Raw genomic sequence first — 19,014 nt, forward strand, 5'->3', positions numbered from 1 at the left:
AGCGCTCAGGCCATCGCCATCTGCGCACCGCCCCGGGAACGGCGCAGCCCCGTCCATTGCAGCTCGGCCAGCACGACCACGCACAGCGCCTGCGCCAGCACCCAGGCGGTGCCGAGCGCGGTGACCGCGAACACGCCGCTCACCAGCAGCGCCACGCAGGCCACGGCCCAGGCGAAGTTGCCGACGACCACGAGGCCGATCAGTGTGCGCGGCGGCGTGGCGCGGCTGGCCATGAAGGCGGCGGCCGCCGCGTAGGCCAGCAGGAACACGCCGGTGCCCATGAGCAGCCAGGCCGGCAGGCCGGTCAGCGAGGCGAGAACATCGGTGAACGCCACCTGCAGCGCGCCGGTCGCGGCGCACGAAGCGGCGTCGGCCCACATCACGTTCGACAGGAAGCGGGGGGAAGCGAAAACAGACATGTGAATCTCCTGGGTGGGTACGCTGCAGGCCAGTCCTGCTGCGTTGGGGTCGATGATTCCGCCGGACGTGGATCGCGTCGATGACCTGGGAGGTCATGGCGCCGCGCCGCCGCCGCGCCAGAATGCGGCTCCATGAACATCCCCCGCACCCATTCGTCCAAGGCCGCCGCCGGCCTTCCCGGCGCACGCGACCCGTTCGGCGCCCACCTGCGGCACTGGCGCACCCACCGCCGCCTGAGCCAGCTCGACCTGGCGCAGGAGGCCGAGGTCTCGACCCGCCACCTGAGCTACGTGGAAACCGGCCGCGCCGCGCCCAGCCGCGAGATGGTGCTGCGCCTGGCCGAGCGCCTCGACGTGCCGCTGCGCGAGCGCAATGCGCTGCTGGTGGCCGCCGGCTTCGCGCCCATGTACCGCCAGCGCTCGCTCGACGACCCCGCCATGGCCTCGGCGCGCCGCGCCATCGACCTGGTGCTGAAGGGCCACGAGCCCTTCCCCGCGCTGGCCGTGGACCGGCACTGGAACCTGGTCGCGCACAACGCGCTGGTGCCGCTGCTCATGGAAGGCTGCTCGGCCGAGCTGCTGAAGCCGCCCATCAATGTGCTGCGGCTGAGCCTGCACCCCGAGGGCGTGGCGCCGCGCATCGCGAACCTGGCGCAATGGCGCACGCACCTGCTCGAACGGCTGCAGCAGCAGATCGCCGCCACCGGCGACACCGTGCTGCAGGCGCTGCACGACGAGCTGGAAGGCTACCCGCCGCCGGCCGTGAGCCACGACGCGCCGCTGCTCGACACCGCCCTGTCGGCCGTGGCCGTGCCGTTCCAGGTGGTCATGCCGAGCGGCGTGCTGAGCTTCATCAGCACCATCACGATCTTCGGCACGCCGGTGGACGTCACGTTGCAGGAACTCGCGGTGGAGTCGTTCTTTCCGGCGGACGAGCAGACGGCGGCGGCGCTGACGGCGCTGGCTGCACAGCAGGCGCGCGGTTGAGATCGGCGACGGTGCCGTCCGCATTGCGCGCCGGCCCCTCGAAGTCGTCGACCTGGATGACCTTGTCGGCCGCCTGCAGGTAGGCCAGCGCCAGCGCGGGATCGGTGGCCGAGCGCGCGGCCTCCTCGAGTGAGCGCGTGCGGCGCAGCACCTTGTTGAGCGCGGCGGTCTCGTCACCCAGTTGCGCGCCGAGCGCCATCGCCTGCATCAGGTCGTGCAGGCCGCCTGGGCCGGGCTCGGCCAGATCGGGCACGAGGCGCGCGACCACGTCCGGCCGCGTGCGCAGCAGCTCGGCCAGCGCCATCAGCTGCACATCGCGCAGCGGCGCCAGGTGCGCGGTGCGGCGCAGCACCAGCGCGCCGAGCAGGCGCCGCCCCGGCGTCGGCAGGTTGGCGTACAGGTCGCGCAGGATCTTGCCGGCCTCGTCCAGCTGCAGCCGGATCGCCGCCTGCGCAAAGGGCAACAGCTCGGGCGCCGCATCGACGCGAAAGCGCCACACGCAGGCGCTCGCCAGGTACAGGTGGGCCAGCACGTCGCCCAGCCGCGCCGACAGCAGCTCCATGCGCTTGAGCTTGCCGCCGAGCAGCCCCATCGCCAGGTCGGCCGTGAGCGCGTACTTGGCGCTCATGCGCGCAATGAGCCGCGCTTCGGCCGCCAGCGCCTCAGGCGGATCGCCGAGCACCGGCGCACCGAACAGGCTGTGCCACAGGTTGACGGCCACATGCTTGCCGTGCGCGATGAGCGCCTGGCCGAGCGCCGTTTCATCTTTCGCCTGCACCGCCGCCATCTCGTCGAGCACGTGCGGATGGCAGCGCACCGCGCCCTGCCCGAACACGATGAGCGCGCGCGTGAGGATGTTCGCGCCCTCCACCGTGATCGCGATCGGCGCCTGCCGGTAGGCCACGCCGAGCAGGTTCGACGGGCCCGAGATGATCCCCTTGCCGCCGAGGATGTCCATGCCATGGTTGACCGCGCGGCGCCCGGCCTCGGTGAGCTGCACCTTGAGGATCGCGCTGGCCACGCTGGGCCGCTCGCCGTTGTCGAGCGCGGCGGCCGTGAAGCGCCGCGCGGCATCGGTCGCATACAGCTGCGCCGACATCTGCGCGACCAGCCCCGCCACCGCGTGGAACTTGCCGACCGGCAGGCCGAACTGCTCGCGGATCTGGCCGTAGGCATTGCTCACGTACAGCGCCGTCTGCTGCATGGCCGAGCCCAGCGCGGGCAGCGAGATGGCACGGCCCGCGGCCAGGCATTCCATCAGCATGCGCCAGCCCTGCCCCACCTGCGGCTCGCCGCCGATGACCCAGTCCATCGGCACGAACACCTGCCGGCCGCGGATCGGGCCGTTCATGAAGGCGCTGTCCATCGGACGGTGGCGCCGGCCGATCTCCATGCCCTCGTGCGGCACGGGAATCAGCGCGCAGGTGATGCCCAGTTCGCGCTGGCCTTCGGGTCGGCTCTCGTCGATGGCATGGAACGCGAGGCCGACCACGGTGGCGACCGGTGCGAGCGTGATGTAGCGCTTGTCGAAATCGACCAGAAAGCCGCGCGTGCGCCGGCCCTGGAACTCGCGCTCGACGAGCACGCCGCGATCAGGAATCGCGGCGGCGTCGGAGCCCGCGTAGGGCGAGGTCAGGCCGAAGCAAGGCAGCTCGCGGCCGTCGGCCAGGCGCGGCAGGTAGTGGCTTTTCTGCGCGTCGGTGCCGTAACGCAGCAGCAACTCGGCCGGCCCGAGCGAGTTGGGCACCATCACCGTGACGGCCGTTGCGACGTTGACGCTCGCGATGCGCGCCACCACCGAGGCATGCGCGAAGTGGCCGAAACCCAGGCCGCCGAATGCCTCGGGAATGATCATCCCGAAGAAGCGCTTCTCGCGCAGGAAGCGCCACACCTCGGGCGGCAGGTCGCGCGCCTGGTCGATGGCGTGGTCGTCGAGCATGCGGCACAGCGCGGGCACTTCGTTCGACAGAAAGGCTTTTTCGCGCGCGCTGAGCTGGTTGGGGCCGACGGCCGTGAGCACATCGAAATCGGGGCGCCCGGCGAAGAGCCGGCCCTCGAACCCGACCGTGCCGGCCTCGAGCGCGGCACGCTCGGTGTCGCCCAGCGGTGGCAGGGCTTGGGAGAAAGGCTGCATCGCCCATCGGCCGATCAGGGACGCGAGTGACATGGGGTCTCCTTGTGAGGCCGCGCCCACAAGCCAAGCGCAAAAGCACAGCGCGGCGTGCGTCCATTGTTGGACCGCACTGCCTCGCACCGGGCCGGTCAAGGGCGTTCGCGCGTGTCGGAGATGGGCCCGCGCAAGCCCGTGAACCGGCGCCGGATCAGCGGCGCTTGGGCGCCTGCCCGGCCGGTGCTGCCGGTGCAGCAGCGGGCATCGGCGCGTTCGGATCGCGCCAGCCGTACTCGACGTAGCGGCGGATCACGAGGCAGCCCGGCGGCGAATCGATCAGCGAGACCGACGAGGTCGGCTCCTTGTCGTCGGTGTAGACCGTGTAGATCGGCAGCAGCGGCGTGCGCTTGTAGTTCTTCAGTTCCTGCTCGGCCACGCTGGCGCAGGTGAAGGGCGCGACCGAGATGCGCTCGGCCGACACGGTGCAGGCGCCGCTGTCGTCGGGGATGGCGGTGATCGACGCGGCCACGCCCGCATTCGGGTACTGGATGCCCACCAGCGAGAACACCGGGCCGGCGTCGGGGCGCTTGCGGTCCCAGTCGAGCAGCACGTCGTGCGCGCGGCTGCCCTGCACGGTGAGCGTGGCCAGCCGCGTGATGGCGGGCAGGCAGCGCTGGATGCCGACGCTGGCGGCGGCGCGCGTGAGCGTGTCTTGCGGCTGGGCGGGCGGGGCCAGCACGCCTTGCGCGAGCGCGCTGCCGGCGATCGCGAGCGTCCAGGCTGCGACAGAGGATCGGGCAAGGACGTTCATCGGTGTCGCCTTCACGCGTAGAGGCTCTCGATGGCGGCCGAGTAGAGGCGCACGTTCTCTTCGCCTTCCGGGTCGAGCTTCGCGATGAGTGCACGGGCGCGCGCGCGGTAGGCCGGCAGGTTGGCGTCGTGCTCGGCGAACGCACGCCGCAGCGCCTGCCCGCCCTCCTCGCAGTCGAAGCCGTGGTAGCGGTAGCCGCAGTCGCCGATCAGGTGCGAGTTGTGGATGAGCGGCCAGCCGCCGTACAGCGCCTCGTAGTAGAGGTAGTTCTGCGCGTTCTCCCAGTGGTGCGCAAAGACCGCGTCGATGGCGCCCGGCAGCACCTGGTACAGCGGAAAACGCCCTTCGAACGTCGCCAGGCCATGGCGCACCAGATCGAGGCTCTGGGCAAAGGCGATGAAGTTCGGCTTCTCTTTCAGGTGGAAGCTGTTGTAGACCCACATCTTCTCGATGAGACGCGGCTGCGCGCGGTGCGCCGACTCGCAGCCCAGCATCGGGATGAAGCTGGTCTTCACCATGCAGATGTTGGGCTCGAAGATGGCCACGCGCCATTGCGTGCGGCCCGGTTCGTAGGCAAAGCGCTTGCCCTCGGTGCCGCGCGCCATGGCCTTCTCGACCACCATCGGGCTCCACAGGTGCGGCATGAGCTTGGTGGGCGCGCGGAAGGTGCTCGCGAAGTACGGCTTGCAGGAGGTTTCGTACTCGGGCAGCGTCCACACCTCGTCGTACGGCGCACCGCTGACCAGCATGCCGTGCGGCTTGTTGAAGGTCATGCGCTCGATGTCGATCACGTAGTCGTTGCCCACGCGCATCGAAACGATTTTGCCGCCGCGTTCGCGGAACGCCACCGACCAGTCGCGACCGAGCTGCGCGCTCATCTCGATCATGAGGTCGAGCTCTTGCGCGGCGGTGGCCATGTCGATGATCGGCACCGGCGAATCGGCCAGGAAGTTGGTGGCGTCGGCCGGGCCGCCATCGCCGCCGCCGGCCACCAGCACCGTGCGCTCGACGCAGGGCGAGCGCAGCAGCAGCATCACGAGGAACAGGCAGTTTTGATAAACGCCGTTCTCCCACAGGCTCTGCTCGCCCTTGCGGATGAAGATGGAGACGCCGACTTTCAGGCGGGTCGGTGAAGCGGCTGCGCGCGGGCCTGCAGTGTGGTTCTGCACGTCGCTCATGCGGCCACCTTCGCGTTGCCGGCGCGGAACGCCGGGTCGCCACCGACCAGGTGCAGCAGCCGCTGCGCGTAGCCGTCGATGTTGGCGGGGTGCATCGGATCGATCGCGTCGAACACGCGCTGGCTGCGCGCACGGTAGTCATCGAGCTGCGCGTCGTGGCCGCGCACGGCGGCGGCCAGTTGCTCGGCACCGACGGCGATGTCGAAGTCGGGGTAGTAGTAGCCGGCGTCGCGCAGCCAGGGCGAGTTGTGCACCAGCGGGTAGTTGCCGTACAGCGCGTCGAGGTAGCTGTAGTTCTGGTCGTTCTGCCACTGGTGCGACACCACCGCGTCGGCGTGCTGCACCATGAAGCCCGCGAAGTCGTGCCGCCCGTGGAAGGTGGCCTTGTGCTGGCGCACGAGGTCCAGCGAGTTGGCCAGGTAGAGCATCGTCGGATGGTCTTTCAGGTGCAGCGTGTTGAGCACGTGCATCGCCGCGACGTGCTCCGGGTTGGCGCGGAAGGCCTCGTCGCTGATCAGCATCGGGATGCTGCACGACTTCACGACCGAGATGTTCGGCTCGAAGATCGCCACCCGAAAACCCGGTTGCTCCGCCGTGCGCGGCTGGTAGCCAAAGCGGAAGCCCTGCGCCTGCACCTCGTCGACGCGCTGCGCCAGGAACTGCGGCGACCAGAGGTACGGCACCTCGTGCACCGGGCAGCGGTGCAGCGTGCGCATCATCGGCGCGAAGCCCGCGTCCTTGGGCAGCAGCCAGATCTCGTCGCAACGGTCAGTGGCGCCGAAGTGCCCCTTGTCGGCAAAGATGATCGGCTCGGCCAACGCCGCGAAGGGCTGCCCCACGCCGTGGAAGGCCACGCGCCCGCCGCAGGCGCGGAAGTACGACAGCCACTGCACGTCGAGTGCACCCGCCATTTCGATGACCACGTCGAGCGCGTCGGTCAACTCGCGCGCGCGGCCCAGCGTGAGGCCCATGCCCGACAGGTCGACCTGCGGCGGCATGGCGTGCTGGTCGCCCGCGTCGATGAGCGTGACGGATTCGACGAATTCGATGCGTTGCAGCAGCCGGGCCAGGAACAGGACGTTCTGTCCCATGCCGTTTTCCCAGATGTTCTGCCCCGCGTGGGAGAGGACTGAAATACCGATGCGCATGGCCGAAGTGTGTACCAAAAAACAAGGGCTCCCGCGCGCAGGGCACGGGAGCCACCGGCCGGGCGTCAGCCTGGCGCTTGCTCGCTCAGCGGCTTACTTCCACTTCCAGCCGATGCCCGCGTTGACGCCCCACTCCTTGCCGGTGGAGGTCAGGCCCGCGCCCCAGGACATCTTGCCGTCGTCCGACAAGGCCTTGAAGGTCAGCGCCACGGCGCTGTAGCCCTGGTACGAACCCAGGCCGACGCCGATCGTCTTCTCGCCCGGGTACAGCGTGGGCAGGTAGGTGCCCGACATCGCGAAGGCCATCGCCGTGCCCGAGTAGGCGATGCGCGCCACGTCGCCCACCTGCTTTTGCACCTGCTGCAACTGGCCCAGGTTGACCGCGTCGCCCGGCAGCACGCCCGGTGCCACGTTGCTGATGCGCGTGCCGCTTGCCGCTTCGCCGGCACCCAGCGTGATCTGGTTGTAGTTGACCGACCCGTCGGGGTTGGTGGCGTACTGCACGCTGCTGGCCTTCGAGGCTGCCGAGGCTGCCTTCAACTGCGCCACGTTGGTTGCGTCGCTGTCGGCCGTGCCGGCAGCCACGCCCGTGATCTGGCGGAACTGGCCGCTGGCCGCGTCGCCTACCGACACCGCACCCTGCGTGCCGGTCGTGGCCCGGATGGCCGCGGCCTGCTCTGCGTTGGCGCTGCCCGGCACGTAGCCGACCATGCCCGCCGCCGTCGAGGCCACCGAGTTCGCACCCAGCGCCACGCCGCCGGTCTGCTGCACCACCGCGCCGAAGCCGATCGCCGTGCCTTGCGCCACGTTCTTCGCTGCGCTCAGCGGCGTGCCGCCGGCATCGGCCCGATCGCCCAGGGCCACGCCGCCGCCGCCCGCGCGGGAGTTCGCACCGATCGCCTGCGAGCCGGTGGCCAGCGCTCCGGTGCCGATGGCGATCGCGTTGGTGCCCGTAGCCTGCGCCCCGAAGCCCACCGCCACCGCGCCGTCGGCCGTGGCCTTCGCGCCGTTGCCGGCGGCGAAGGAGTTGGCGCCGCTGGCCTCGGTACGCGGCCCGATCGCCACGGCTTCCTGGCCGCTGGCCTTGGAGTCCGTGTTGGTCGAGTTCGCGTGGAAGTACTTCGTGCCCCCGTTGTAGATCGAGCTGACCGTCGTGCTCAGGCTGCTGATGCTGCTCGTGGCCGTGCTCAGGCCGCTCGACGTCGAGGTCGACAGGCTGGCAATGCCGCTGGCCGCACCGCCCACGCTGGTGGACAAGCTGTCCAGGTTGCTGTTCGTCGTGCTCAGGCCGGTCGACAGGCTGTTGATGCCGCTCGTCGCCGTGCTCAGGCCCGCCGACGTCGACGTCGACAGGCTGCTGACGTTGCTGTTCGTGGTGCTCAGTCCCGTCGACAGGCTGCTCACGTTGCTGTTGGTCGTGCTCAGGCCGGTGGACAGGCTGTCGACATTGCTGTTGACCGTGCTCAGGCCGGTGGACACCGAACTCGACAGGCTGCTCACATTGCTGTTCGTCGTGCTGAGGGCGGACGACGTGGACGTCGACAGGCTGCTGACGTTGCTGTTCGTCGTGCTCAGGCCCGACGACAGGCTGCTCACGTTGCTGTTCGTGGTGCTCAGGCCCGTGGACAGACTCGAGATGCCGCTGGTCGCTGTGCTCAGGCCACTCGACAGGCTGCCGATGCCACTGTTTGCCGTGCTCAGGCCGCTCGACGTCGACGTCGACAGGCTGCTCACGTTGCTGTTCGTCGTGCTCAGGCCCGTCGACAGGCTGAAGATGCCGCTGGTGGCGGTACTCAGGCCGGTCGAGAACGAGGTCGAGAGACTGCTGACGTTGCTGTTGGTCGTGCTCAGGCCGGTCGACAGGCTGTCGATGTTGCTGGTGGTGGTGCTCAGGCCGGTGGACAGGCTGGAGATGCCGCTGGTGGCAGTGCTCAGGCCGGTCGAGAGGCTGCCGATGCTGCTCGTGGTAGTGCTCAGGCCCGACGACGTGGAGGTCGACAGGCTGCCGACGTTGCTGTTCGTCGTGCTCAGCCCAGTGGACAGGCTCGAAATACCACTGGTAGCCGTACTCAGACCCGACGACGTGGAAGTCGACAGGCTGCTGACGTTGCTATTCGTCGTGCTCAGCCCGGTGGACAGGCTCGATATCCCGCTGGTCGCAGTGCTCAGGCCGCTCGACGTAGATGTCGACAAGCTGTCGATGCTGCTCGTGGCGGTGCTCAGACCCGACGACGTGGACGTCGAGAGGCTGCTCACATTGCTGTTCGTGGTGCTGAGGCCTGTGGACAAGCTCGAGATGCCACTGGTTGCAGTGCTCAGACCACTCGATGTGGACGTAGACAGACTGCTGACGTTGCTGTTCGTCGTGCTCAGGCCGGTGGACAGGCTCGAGATGCCACTGGTCGCAGTGCTCAGGCCGCTCGAAGTAGACGTCGACAAGCTGTCGATGCTGCTCGTGGCCGTGCTCAAGCCAGACGACGTAGAGGTCGACAGACTGCTGACGTTGCTGTTGGTGGTGCTCAGGCCAGTGGACAGGCTGGAGATGCCACTGGTCGCCGTGCTCAGGCCGCTCGAAGTAGACGTCGACAAGCTGTCGATGCTGCTCGTGGCCGTGCTCAAGCCAGACGACGTAGAGGTCGACAGACTGCTGACGTTGCTGTTCGTGGTGCTCAGGCCTGTGGAAAGGCTCGAGATGCCACTGGTCGCAGTGCTCAGACCGCTCGAAGTAGACGTCGACAAGCTGTCGATGCTGCTCGTGGCCGTACTCAGACCTGATGACGTCGAAGTCGACAGGCTGCTCACATTGCTGTTCGTGGTGCTCAGGCCGGTGGACAGGCTCGATATTCCGCTGGTGGCAGTGCTCAGACCGCTCGAAGTAGACGTCGACAAGCTGTCGATACTGCTCGTAGCCGTACTCAGACCCGACGACGTAGAAGTCGACAGGCTGCTCACGTTGCTATTCGTCGTGCTCAGGCCAGTGGACAGGCTCGAGACACCGCTGGTGGCAGTGCTCAGACCGCTCGAAGTAGACGTCGACAAGCTGTCGATACTGCTCGTAGCCGTACTCAGACCCGACGACGTAGAAGTCGACAGGCTGCTCACGTTGCTATTCGTCGTGCTCAGGCCGGTGGACAGACTCGAGATGCCGCTGGTCGCTGTGCTCAGACCACTCGATGTGGACGTCGACAGACTGCTGACGTTGCTGTTCGTCGTGCTCAGGCCGGTGGACAGGCTCGAGATGCCACTGGTCGCTGTGCTCAGACCCGAGGACGTCGAGGTCGAGAGGCTGCTGACGTTGCTGTTGGTGGTGCTCAGGCCCGTGGACAGGCTGGAGATACCGCTGGTAGCAGTGCTCAGACCTGACGACGTCGAAGTCGACAGGCTGCTGACGTTGCTGTTTGTCGTGCTCAGGCCCGTGGACAGACTCGAGATACCGCTGGTGGCAGTGCTCAGCCCGGAAGACGTGGACGTCGACAGGCTGTCGATGCTGCTCGTGGCCGTGCTCAGGCCCGACGACGTAGAGGTTGACAGGCTGCCGACGTTGCTGTTGGTGGTGCTCAGGCCCGTGGACAGGCTGGAGATGCCACTGGTCGCCGTGCTCAGGCCACTCGAAGTAGACGTCGACAAGCTGTCGATGCTGCTCGCGGCTGTGCTCAAACCCGACGACGTCGAAGTCGACAGACTGTTCACGTTGCTGTTCGTTGTGCTCAGGCCCGTGGACAGACTCGAAATACCACTGGTCGCAGTGCTCAGACCGCTCGAAGTAGACGTCGACAAGCTATCGATGCTGCTCGTCGCCGTACTCAGACCCGACGACGTGGAGGTCGAAAGGCTGCTCACGTTGCTGTTCGTGGTGCTCAGGCCCGTGGACAGACTCGAGATGCCGCTGCTCGCTGTGCTCAGACCACTCGATGTGGAAGTCGACAGGCTATCGATGCTGCTCGTGGCCGTGCTCAGGCCCGACGACGTAGAAGTCGACAAGCTGCTGACGTTGCTGTTCGTGGTGCTCAGCCCGGTGGAAAGGCTTGAGATGCCGCTGGTGGCGGTGCTCAGGCCCGAGGACGTCGAGGTCGAGAGGCTGCTGACGTTGCTGTTGGTGGTGCTCAGGCCCGTGGACAGGCTGGAGATACCGCTGGTAGCAGTGCTCAGGCCGGACGACGTGGAGGTCGACAGGCTGCTGACGTTGCTGTTCGTCGTGCTCAGCCCAGTCGACAGGCTCGAAATACCACTGGTAGCCGTGCTCAGGCCGCTCGACGTAGATGTCGACAGGCTGTCGATGCTGCTCGTCGCCGTACTCAGACCCGACGACGTAGAAGTCGACAAGCTGCTGACGTTGCTGTTCGTGGTGCTCAGCCCGGTGGACAGGCTCGAGATGCCACTGGTTGCAGTGCTCAAGCCCGAAGAGGTCGAAGTCGAGAGGCTATCGATGCTGCTCGTGGCTGTGCTCAGGCCCGAGGACGTCGAGGTTGAGAGGCTGCTGACATTGCTGTTCGTCGTGCTCAGGCCGGTCGAGAGACTCGAGATTCCACTGGTGGCGGTGCTCAGACCACTCGAAGTCGACGTCGACAGGCTGTCGATGCTGCTCGTGGCCGTGCTCAGGCCCGACGACGTCGAAGTCGACAGACTGCTGACGTTGCTGTTTGTCGTGCTCAGGCCCGTGGACAAGCTCGATATGCCACTGGCGGCAGTGCTCAAACCGGACGACGTCGATGTTGAGAGGCTGCTGACGTTGCTGTTCGTGGTGCTCAGGCCTGTGGAAAGGCTCGAGATGCCACTGGTCGCAGTGCTCAGACCGCTCGAAGTAGACGTCGACAAGCTGTCGATGCTGCTCGTGGCCGTACTCAGACCTGATGACGTCGAAGTCGACAGGCTGCTCACATTGCTGTTCGTGGTGCTCAGGCCGGTGGACAGGCTCGATATTCCGCTGGTGGCAGTGCTCAGACCGCTCGAAGTAGACGTCGACAAGCTGTCGATACTGCTCGTAGCCGTACTCAGACCCGACGACGTAGAAGTCGACAGGCTGCTCACGTTGCTATTCGTCGTGCTCAGGCCAGTGGACAGGCTCGAGACACCGCTGGTGGCAGTGCTCAGACCGCTCGAAGTAGACGTCGACAAGCTGTCGATACTGCTCGTAGCCGTACTCAGACCCGACGACGTAGAAGTCGACAGGCTGCTCACGTTGCTATTCGTCGTGCTCAGGCCGGTGGACAGACTCGAGATGCCGCTGGTCGCTGTGCTCAGACCACTCGATGTGGACGTCGACAGACTGCTGACGTTGCTGTTCGTCGTGCTCAGGCCGGTGGACAGGCTCGAGATGCCACTGGTCGCTGTGCTCAGACCCGAGGACGTCGAGGTCGAGAGGCTGCTGACGTTGCTGTTGGTGGTGCTCAGGCCCGTGGACAGGCTGGAGATACCGCTGGTAGCAGTGCTCAGACCGCTCGAAGTAGACGTCGACAAGCTGTCGATACTGCTCGTAGCCGTACTCAGACCCGACGACGTGGAGGTCGACAGGCTGCTCACGTTGCTGTTCGTCGTGCTCAGGCCAGTGGACAGACTCGAGATGCCGCTGGTCGCCGTGCTCAGGCCGCTCGACGTAGACGTCGACAAGCTGTCGATGCTGCTCGTGGCCGTGCTCAAGCCAGAAGACGTCGAGGTCGACAGGCTGCTCACATTGCTGTTCGTGGTGCTCAGGCCAGTGGACAGGCTGGAGATACCGCTGGTCGCTGTGCTCAGCCCGGAAGACGTCGATGTCGAGAGGCTATCGATGCTGCTCGTGGCTGTGCTCAGGCCCGAGGACGTCGAGGTTGAGAGGCTGCTGACATTGCTGTTCGTCGTGCTCAGGCCGGTCGAGAGACTCGAGATTCCACTGGTGGCGGTGCTCAGACCACTCGAAGTCGACGTCGACAGGCTGTCGATGCTGCTCGTGGCCGTGCTCAGGCCCGACGACGTAGAGGTCGAGAGGCTGCTCACGTTGCTGTTGGTGGTGCTCAGGCCCGTGGACAGGCTGGAGATGCCACTGGTCGCCGTGCTCAGACCGCTCGAGGTGGACGTCGACAAGCTGTCGATGCTGCTCGTCGCCGTGCTCAAGCCCGACGACGTCGAGGTCGACAGGCTGCTCACGCTGCTGTTCGTCGTGCTCAGGCCCGTAGACAGACTCGAAATACCACTGGTCGCCGTGCTCAATCCGGAGGACGTCGAGGTCGAGAGACTATCGATGCTGCTTGTAGCCGTGCTCAGACCCGACGATGTCGAGGTCGACAAGCTGCTGACGTTGCTGTTGGTGGTGCTCAGGCCAGTCGACAGGCTGGAGATCCCGCTCATTGCGGTGCTCAGACCGCTCGAAGTGGACGTCGACAGACTATCGATGCTGCTGGTAGCAGTGCTCAGGCCCGACGAGGTCGACGTCGACAGGCTGTCGATGCCGCTCGTAGCCGTGCTCAGGCCCGTCGACGTCGAAGACGACAGGCTGCTCACATTGCTGTTCGTGGTGCTCAGGCCAGTGGACAGGCTGGAGATACCGCTGGTCGCTGTGCTCAGCCCGGAAGACGTCGATGTCGAGAGGCTATCGATGCTGCTCGTGGCTGTGCTCAGGCCCGAGGACGTCGAGGTTGAGAGGCTGCTGACATTGCTGTTCGTCGTGCTCAGGCCGGTCGAGAGACTCGAAATTCCACTGGTGGCGGTGCTCAGACCACTCGAAGTCGACGTCGACAGGCTGTCGATGCTGCTGGTGGCGGTGCTCAGGCCCGACGACGTCGAAGTCGACAGACTGCTGACGTTGCTGTTTGTCGTGCTCAGGCCCGTAGACAGGCTGGAGATACCGCTGGTGGCGGTGCTCAGACCCGAGGACGTCGAGGTCGACAAGCTGCTGACGTTGCTATTCGTCGTGCTCAGCCCGGTGGAAAGGCTCGAGATGCCGCTGGTCGCTGTGCTCAGACCGCTCGAAGTAGACGTCGACAAGCTGTCGATGCTGCTCGTGACTGTGCTCAGACCGGACGACGTGGAGGTCGAGAGGCTGCTGACGTTGCTGTTCGTCGTGCTCAAGCCCGTGGACAGGCTCGAGATGCCACTGGTCGCGGTACTCAGGCCCGTCGATGTGGAAGTCGAGAGGCTGTCGATACGGCTGTTGGTCGTACTCAGGCCAGACGACGTCGAAGTCGACAGGCTGGCAATGCCGCTGGTGGTGGTGCTCAGGCCGGACGACGTGGACGTCGACAGGCTGTCCAGGTTGCTGTTAGTGGTGCTCAAGCCAGTGGACAAGCTCGAGATGCCACTGGTTGCAGTGCTCAAGCCCGAGGAGGTCGAAGTCGAGAGACTGTCGATGCTGCTCGTGGCCGTGCTCAGGCCCGACGACGTTGAAGTCGACAGACTGCTGACGTTGCTGTTCGTCGTGCTCAAGCCCGTGGACAGGCTCGAGATGCCACTGGTCGCCGTGCTCAGACCGCTCGAAGTGGACGTCGACAAGCTGTCGATGCTGCTCGTCGCCGTGCTCAAGCCCGACGACGTCGAAGTCGACAGACTGCTGACGTTGCTGTTCGTGGTGCTCAGGCCAGTGAACAGGCTGGAGATACCGCTGGTCGCTGTGCTCAGCCCGGAAGACGTCGATGTCGAGAGGCTATCGATGCTGCTCGTGGCTGTGCTCAGGCCCGAGGACGTCGAGGTTGAGAGGCTGCTGACATTGCTGTTCGTCGTGCTCAGGCCGGTCGAGAGACTCGAGATTCCACTGGTGGCCGTGCTCAGGCCACTCGAAGTCGACGTCGACAGGCTGTCGATGCTGCTCGTGGCTGTGCTCAGGCCCGACGACGTCGAAGTCGACAGACTGCTGACGTTGCTGTTTGTCGTGCTCAAGCCGGTAGACAGGCTGGAGATCCCACTGGTTGCAGTGCTCAGACCGGACGACGTGGACGTCGACAAGCGGTCGATGCTGCTCGTGGCTGTGCTCAGGCCCGACGATGTCGAAGTCGACAGGCTGCTCACGTTGCTATTCGTCGTGCTCAGGCCGGTGGACAAACTGGAGATGCCACTGGTCGCTGTGCTCAAACCACTCGACGTGGACGTCGACAGGCTGCTCACATTGCTGTTCGTCGTGCTCAAGCCCGTGGACAGGCTGGAGATGCCGCTGGTAGCCGTGCTCAGGCCAGACGATGTCGAGGTCGACAGACTGTCAATACTGCTCGTGGCCGTGCTCAGACCGGACGACGTCGACGTCGACAGACTGCCGACATTGCTGTTCGTGGTGCTCAGGCCGGTGGACAAGCTCGAGATGCCGCTGGTCGCGGTACTCAGGCCAGACGACGTAGACGTCGACAGGCTATCGATGCTGCTCGTGGCCGTGCTCAGACCGGACGAGGTAGAAGTCGAGAGGCTGCTGACGTTGCTGTTGGTCGTGCTCAGACCTGTGGACAAGCTCGAGATGCCGCTGGTCGCTGTGCTCAGGCCCGACGACGTCGAGGTCGAGAGGCTATCGATGCTGCTCGTGGCAGTGCTCAGGCCGCTCGACGTCGAAGTCGACAGGCTGGAGATGCCGCTGGATGCTGTGCTCAAGCCCGATGACGTCGAGGTCGAGAGACTGTCGATGCTGCTCGTGGCCGTGCTCAACCCCGAGGAAGTGGACGTCGACAGACTGCTCACGTTGCTGTTCGTGGTGCTCAGGCCCGTGGACAGGCTCGAGATCCCACTGGTCGCAGTGCTCAGGCCACTCGAGGTAGACGTCGACAGACTGTCGATGCTGCTCGTGGCCGTACTCAGACCCGACGACGTCGAAGTCGAGAGGCTGCTGACATTGCTGTTCGTCGTGCTGAGGCTAGTGGACAGGCTCGAAATGCCACTGGTCGCAGTGCTCAGGCCACTCGATGTGGACGTCGACAGGCTATCGATGCTGCTCGTGGCCGTGCTCAAACCCGACGACGTAGAAGTCGAGAGGCTGCTGACGTTGCTGTTGGTCGTGCTTAGGCCCGTGGACAGGCTGGAGATACCGCTCGTTGCAGTACTCAGGCCGGATGAGGTTGACGTCGACAAGCTGTCGATGCTGCTCGTGGCCGTGCTCAAACCCGACGACGTAGAAGTCGACAAGCTGCTCACATTGCTGTTCGTCGTGCTCAGGCCAGTGGACAGGCTCGAGATGCCACTGGTCGCGGTGCTCAGGCCACTCGATGTGGACGTCGACAGGCTATCGATGCTGCTCGTGGCGGTACTCAGACCAGACGACGTAGAAGTCGACAAGCTGCTGACGTTGCTGTTGGTCGAGCTCAGACCGGTCGAAAGGCTGGAGATCCCGCTCGTTGCGGTGCTCAGGCCGGATGAGGTTGACGTCGACAAGCTGTCGATACTGCTTGTGGCCGTGCTCAGGCCCGAGGACGTCGAAGTCGAAAGGCTGCTGACATTGCTGTTGGTGGTGCTCAGGCCAGTCGACAGGCTAGAGATTCCGCTGGTCGCGGTGCTCAGACCGGACGACGTCGACGTCGACAAGCTGCTCACATTGCTGTTGGTCGTGCTCAGTCCAGTCGACAGGCTGGAGATCTCGCTGGTGGCGGTACTCAAGCCGGACGATGTGGATGTCGAGAGGCTGTCGATGCGACTATTGGTCGTGCTCAGACCCGACGACGTCGAAGTCGACAAGCTGCCCACGTTGCTGTTTGTAGTGCTCAGGCCGGTGGACAGGCTCGAGATGCCACTGGTTGCGGTGCTCAGACCACTTGAGGTAGACGTCGACAGGCTGTCGATGCTGCTCGTGGCCGTGCTCAAGCCGGACGACGTCGAGGTCGAAAGGCTGCTCACGTTGCTGTTCGTGGTGCTCAGACCTGACGACGTGGACGTCGAAAGGCTATCGATACGGCTGTTGGTCGTGCTCAAGCCGCTCGACGTCGAAGTCGAAAGACTGGAAATTCCGCTTGCGGCCGTGCTCAGACCCGACGACGTAGAGGTCGACAGGCTGCTCACGTTGCTATTCGTGGTGCTTAGGCCGGTGGACAAGCTCGAGATGCCGCTCGTGGCCGTGCTCAGGCCCGAGGACGCCGAGGTCGAAAGACTGCTGACATTGCTGTTCGTGGTGCTCAGACCGGTCGACAGACTGGAGATGCCGCTGTTCGCTGTGCTCAGACCCGACGACGTCGAGGTCGAGAGACTGCTGACGTTACTGTTCGTGGTGCTCAGACCAGTCGACAAGCTGGAGATGCCGCTGGTGGCGGTGCTCAATCCGCTCGAGGTGGAGGTCGACAAGCTGCCGACGTTGCTGTTCGTCGTGCTGAGGCCAGTCGACAGGCTGGAGATGCCACTGGTCGCCGTGCTCAAACCGGACGAAGTCGAGCTCGACAGGCTGTCCAGGTTGCTGTTTGTCGTGCTCAGCCCCGTAGACAAGCCATCGATGCGGCTGTTGGTCGTACTCAAACCACTCGACGTCGAGGTCGACAGGCTGGAGATGCCGCTGGTTGCCGTACTCAGGCCCGACGACGTAGACGTCGACAGGCTGCTGACGTTGCTATTCGTCGTGCTCAGGCCGGTGGACAGGCTCGAGATACCACTGGCCGCCGTACTCAGACCGCTCGACGTCGAGGTCGAGAGGCTGGACACATTGCTGTTCGTCGTGCTCAGACCTGTCGACAAGCTGGAGATGCCGCTGGTAGCCGTGCTCAAACCCGACGACGTGGAAGTCGACAGGCTGCTGACATTGCTGTTCGTTGTGCTCAGGCCGGTGGACAGGCTTGAGATACCGCTCGTGGCGGTGCTCAGGCCGCTCGACGTCGACGTCGACAGGCTGTCGATGCGGCTGTTGGTCGTGCTGAGGCCAGTCGACGTGGACGTCGACAGACTGCCCACATTGCTGTTCGTGGTGCTCAGGCCCGTGGACAGGCTGGAGATGCCGCTGGTGGCCGTGCTCAGACCGCTCGAGGTGGAGGTCGAAAGACTGCTGACGTTGCTATTGGTAGTGCTCAGGCCAGTGGACAGGCTGGAGATGCCACTGGTCGCCGTGCTCAGCCCGCTCGAAGTCGACGTCGAGAGACTGTCGATGCGGCTGCTGCTGGTGCTCAGGCCGGACGACGTGGACGTCGAGAGGCTGCCCACGTTGCTGTTTGTCGTGCTCAGGCCGGTCGACAGGCTCGAGATGCCGCTCGCTGCGGTGCTCAAGCCGGACGACGTCGACGTCGACAGGCTGCTGACATTGCTGTTCGTGGTGCTCAAACCTGTCGACAGGCTGGAGATGCCACTGGTGGCTGTGCTCAGGCCCGCCGACGTGGAAGTCGACAAGCTGCTGACGTTGCTGTTCGTCGTGCTCAAGCCAGTGGACAGACTCGAGATGCCACTGGTCGCTGTGCTCAGGGCCGACGACGTGGAAGTCGACAAGCTGCTCACATTGCTGTTGGTCGAGCTCAGGCCGGTGGACAGGCTCGAGATGCCACTTGTGGCCGTGCTCAAGCCGGATGACGTGGATGTGGAGAGACTGCCGACACTGCTGTTCGTGGTGCTCAGACCGGTCGACAGACTTGAGAGGCCGCTGGCGACCGTGCTCAGACCGCTGGAAGTAGACGTCGACAAGCTGCTGATGCTGCTCGTGGCCGTGCTCAGCCCGGAGGATGTCGAAGTCGACAGGCTGCCGACATTGCTGTTGGTCGTACTCAGACCCGTCGACAAGCTGGAGATACTGCTGGTCGCGGTGCTCAGGCCCGACGAGGTTGAAGTCGACAAGCTGCTGACGTTGCTGTTCGTGGTACTCAGGCCCGTGGAAAGGCTAGAGATGCCGCTGGTCGCTGTGCTGAGACCACTCGATGTCGATGTCGAAAGGCTGTTGATACGACTTGTGGCCGTGCTGAGACCCGAGGATGTCGAGGTCGACAGGCTGCTGACAGTGCTGTTCGCCGTGCTCAAGCCCGACGAAAGGCTGGAAGCCGTCGTTGACAGTTGCGACACATTCACTGCGTCCTGCGCCGCACTCCCTGCCGCAACGCCTGTAATCTGGCGATTGCCGACATTGACCTCCCCCATCGAAGTCTGCGGAGCACTCAAACCGAACGCCGTATAGCCGGTGTTTGCTCCTACGCCCGTAGTTGAACCGGCTCCCAAGGCCACGCTGTTATCGTCAGAAGCAGTTGCGCCATTGCCGAGTGCAACGCTGTTTGTCGCGCTGGCGTTCGCATTGAAGCCCCCAGCCAAACTGCCTTGTCCCGCGGCCTTTGCCTGCAATCCCAGCGCGGTCCCCCACACTCCCGCGGTTGAGCCCATGCCAAGCATGGTCGCCCCTTTGCCAGTCGCGGTCGTATAGGACCCGAAGAGCGTTACGCCGAGAAAGCCTGCCCCGTTCGCCGAGCAACCTCCGACAACGGAAGAAAACGTGCCTGAGCCATCAACGGGGCTCACCCCCGTTGCATAT

At 65.2% G+C, this 19,014-nt stretch carries 8 protein-coding genes; 2 read left to right on the forward strand and 6 right to left on the reverse strand.

Annotated features, from left to right (window positions below):
• Positions 1 to 5: 5 nt before the first annotated feature.
• Positions 6 to 419, reverse strand: coding sequence for a hypothetical protein (locus RZE79_RS23570; protein WP_319357075.1), 414 nt, complete (start codon positions 417 to 419; stop codon positions 6 to 8).
• Between the two features lie 132 nt (positions 420 to 551).
• Here RZE79_RS23570 and RZE79_RS23575 point away from each other — a divergent pair, with 132 nt between their 5' ends.
• Positions 552 to 1,406, forward strand: a complete 855-nt coding sequence (locus RZE79_RS23575) for a helix-turn-helix transcriptional regulator (protein WP_319357076.1) — start codon at positions 552 to 554, stop codon at positions 1,404 to 1,406.
• On the opposite strand, the gene RZE79_RS23580 is transcribed toward RZE79_RS23575, so the two are convergent.
• The 5 genes from RZE79_RS23580 to RZE79_RS34780 all read right to left on the reverse strand — a co-directional run bounded on the left by RZE79_RS23580 (position 1,309) and on the right by RZE79_RS34780 (position 8,153).
• Positions 1,309 to 3,573, reverse strand: coding sequence for an acyl-CoA dehydrogenase (locus RZE79_RS23580; protein ID WP_319357077.1), 2,265 nt, complete (start codon positions 3,571 to 3,573; stop codon positions 1,309 to 1,311). The two genes, RZE79_RS23575 and RZE79_RS23580, sit on opposite strands and share 98 nt — an antisense overlap.
• A gap of 154 nt (positions 3,574 to 3,727) precedes the next feature.
• A complete protein-coding gene (locus RZE79_RS23585; protein ID WP_319357078.1) occupies positions 3,728 to 4,327 on the reverse strand; it encodes a hypothetical protein in 600 nt (199 codons plus the stop codon).
• A gap of 11 nt (positions 4,328 to 4,338) precedes the next feature.
• A complete protein-coding gene (locus RZE79_RS23590; protein ID WP_319357079.1) occupies positions 4,339 to 5,505 on the reverse strand; it encodes a DUF2827 domain-containing protein in 1,167 nt (388 codons plus the stop codon).
• Entirely contained in the window at positions 5,502 to 6,653 is a 1,152-nt protein-coding gene (locus RZE79_RS23595; protein ID WP_319357080.1) for a DUF2827 domain-containing protein, read from the reverse strand. Before RZE79_RS23595 ends, RZE79_RS23590 begins: the two co-directional genes overlap by 4 nt.
• 93 nt (positions 6,654 to 6,746) lie before the next feature.
• Positions 6,747 to 8,153: a YadA family autotransporter adhesin gene (locus RZE79_RS34780; protein ID WP_373696581.1), complete on the reverse strand. Its 1,407-nt coding sequence runs from the start codon at positions 8,151 to 8,153 to the stop codon at positions 6,747 to 6,749.
• Here RZE79_RS34780 and RZE79_RS34785 point away from each other — a divergent pair.
• Positions 8,125 to 18,666: a hypothetical protein gene (locus tag RZE79_RS34785; RefSeq protein WP_373696586.1), complete on the forward strand. Its 10,542-nt coding sequence runs from the start codon at positions 8,125 to 8,127 to the stop codon at positions 18,664 to 18,666. The two genes, RZE79_RS34780 and RZE79_RS34785, sit on opposite strands and share 29 nt — an antisense overlap.
• Positions 18,667 to 19,014 lie beyond the last annotated feature (348 nt).

Origin of the sequence: Variovorax sp. EBFNA2 (assembly GCF_033802765.1) — a bacterium.
Classification (GTDB): Bacteria; Pseudomonadota; Gammaproteobacteria; order Burkholderiales; family Burkholderiaceae_C; genus Variovorax; species Variovorax paradoxus_H.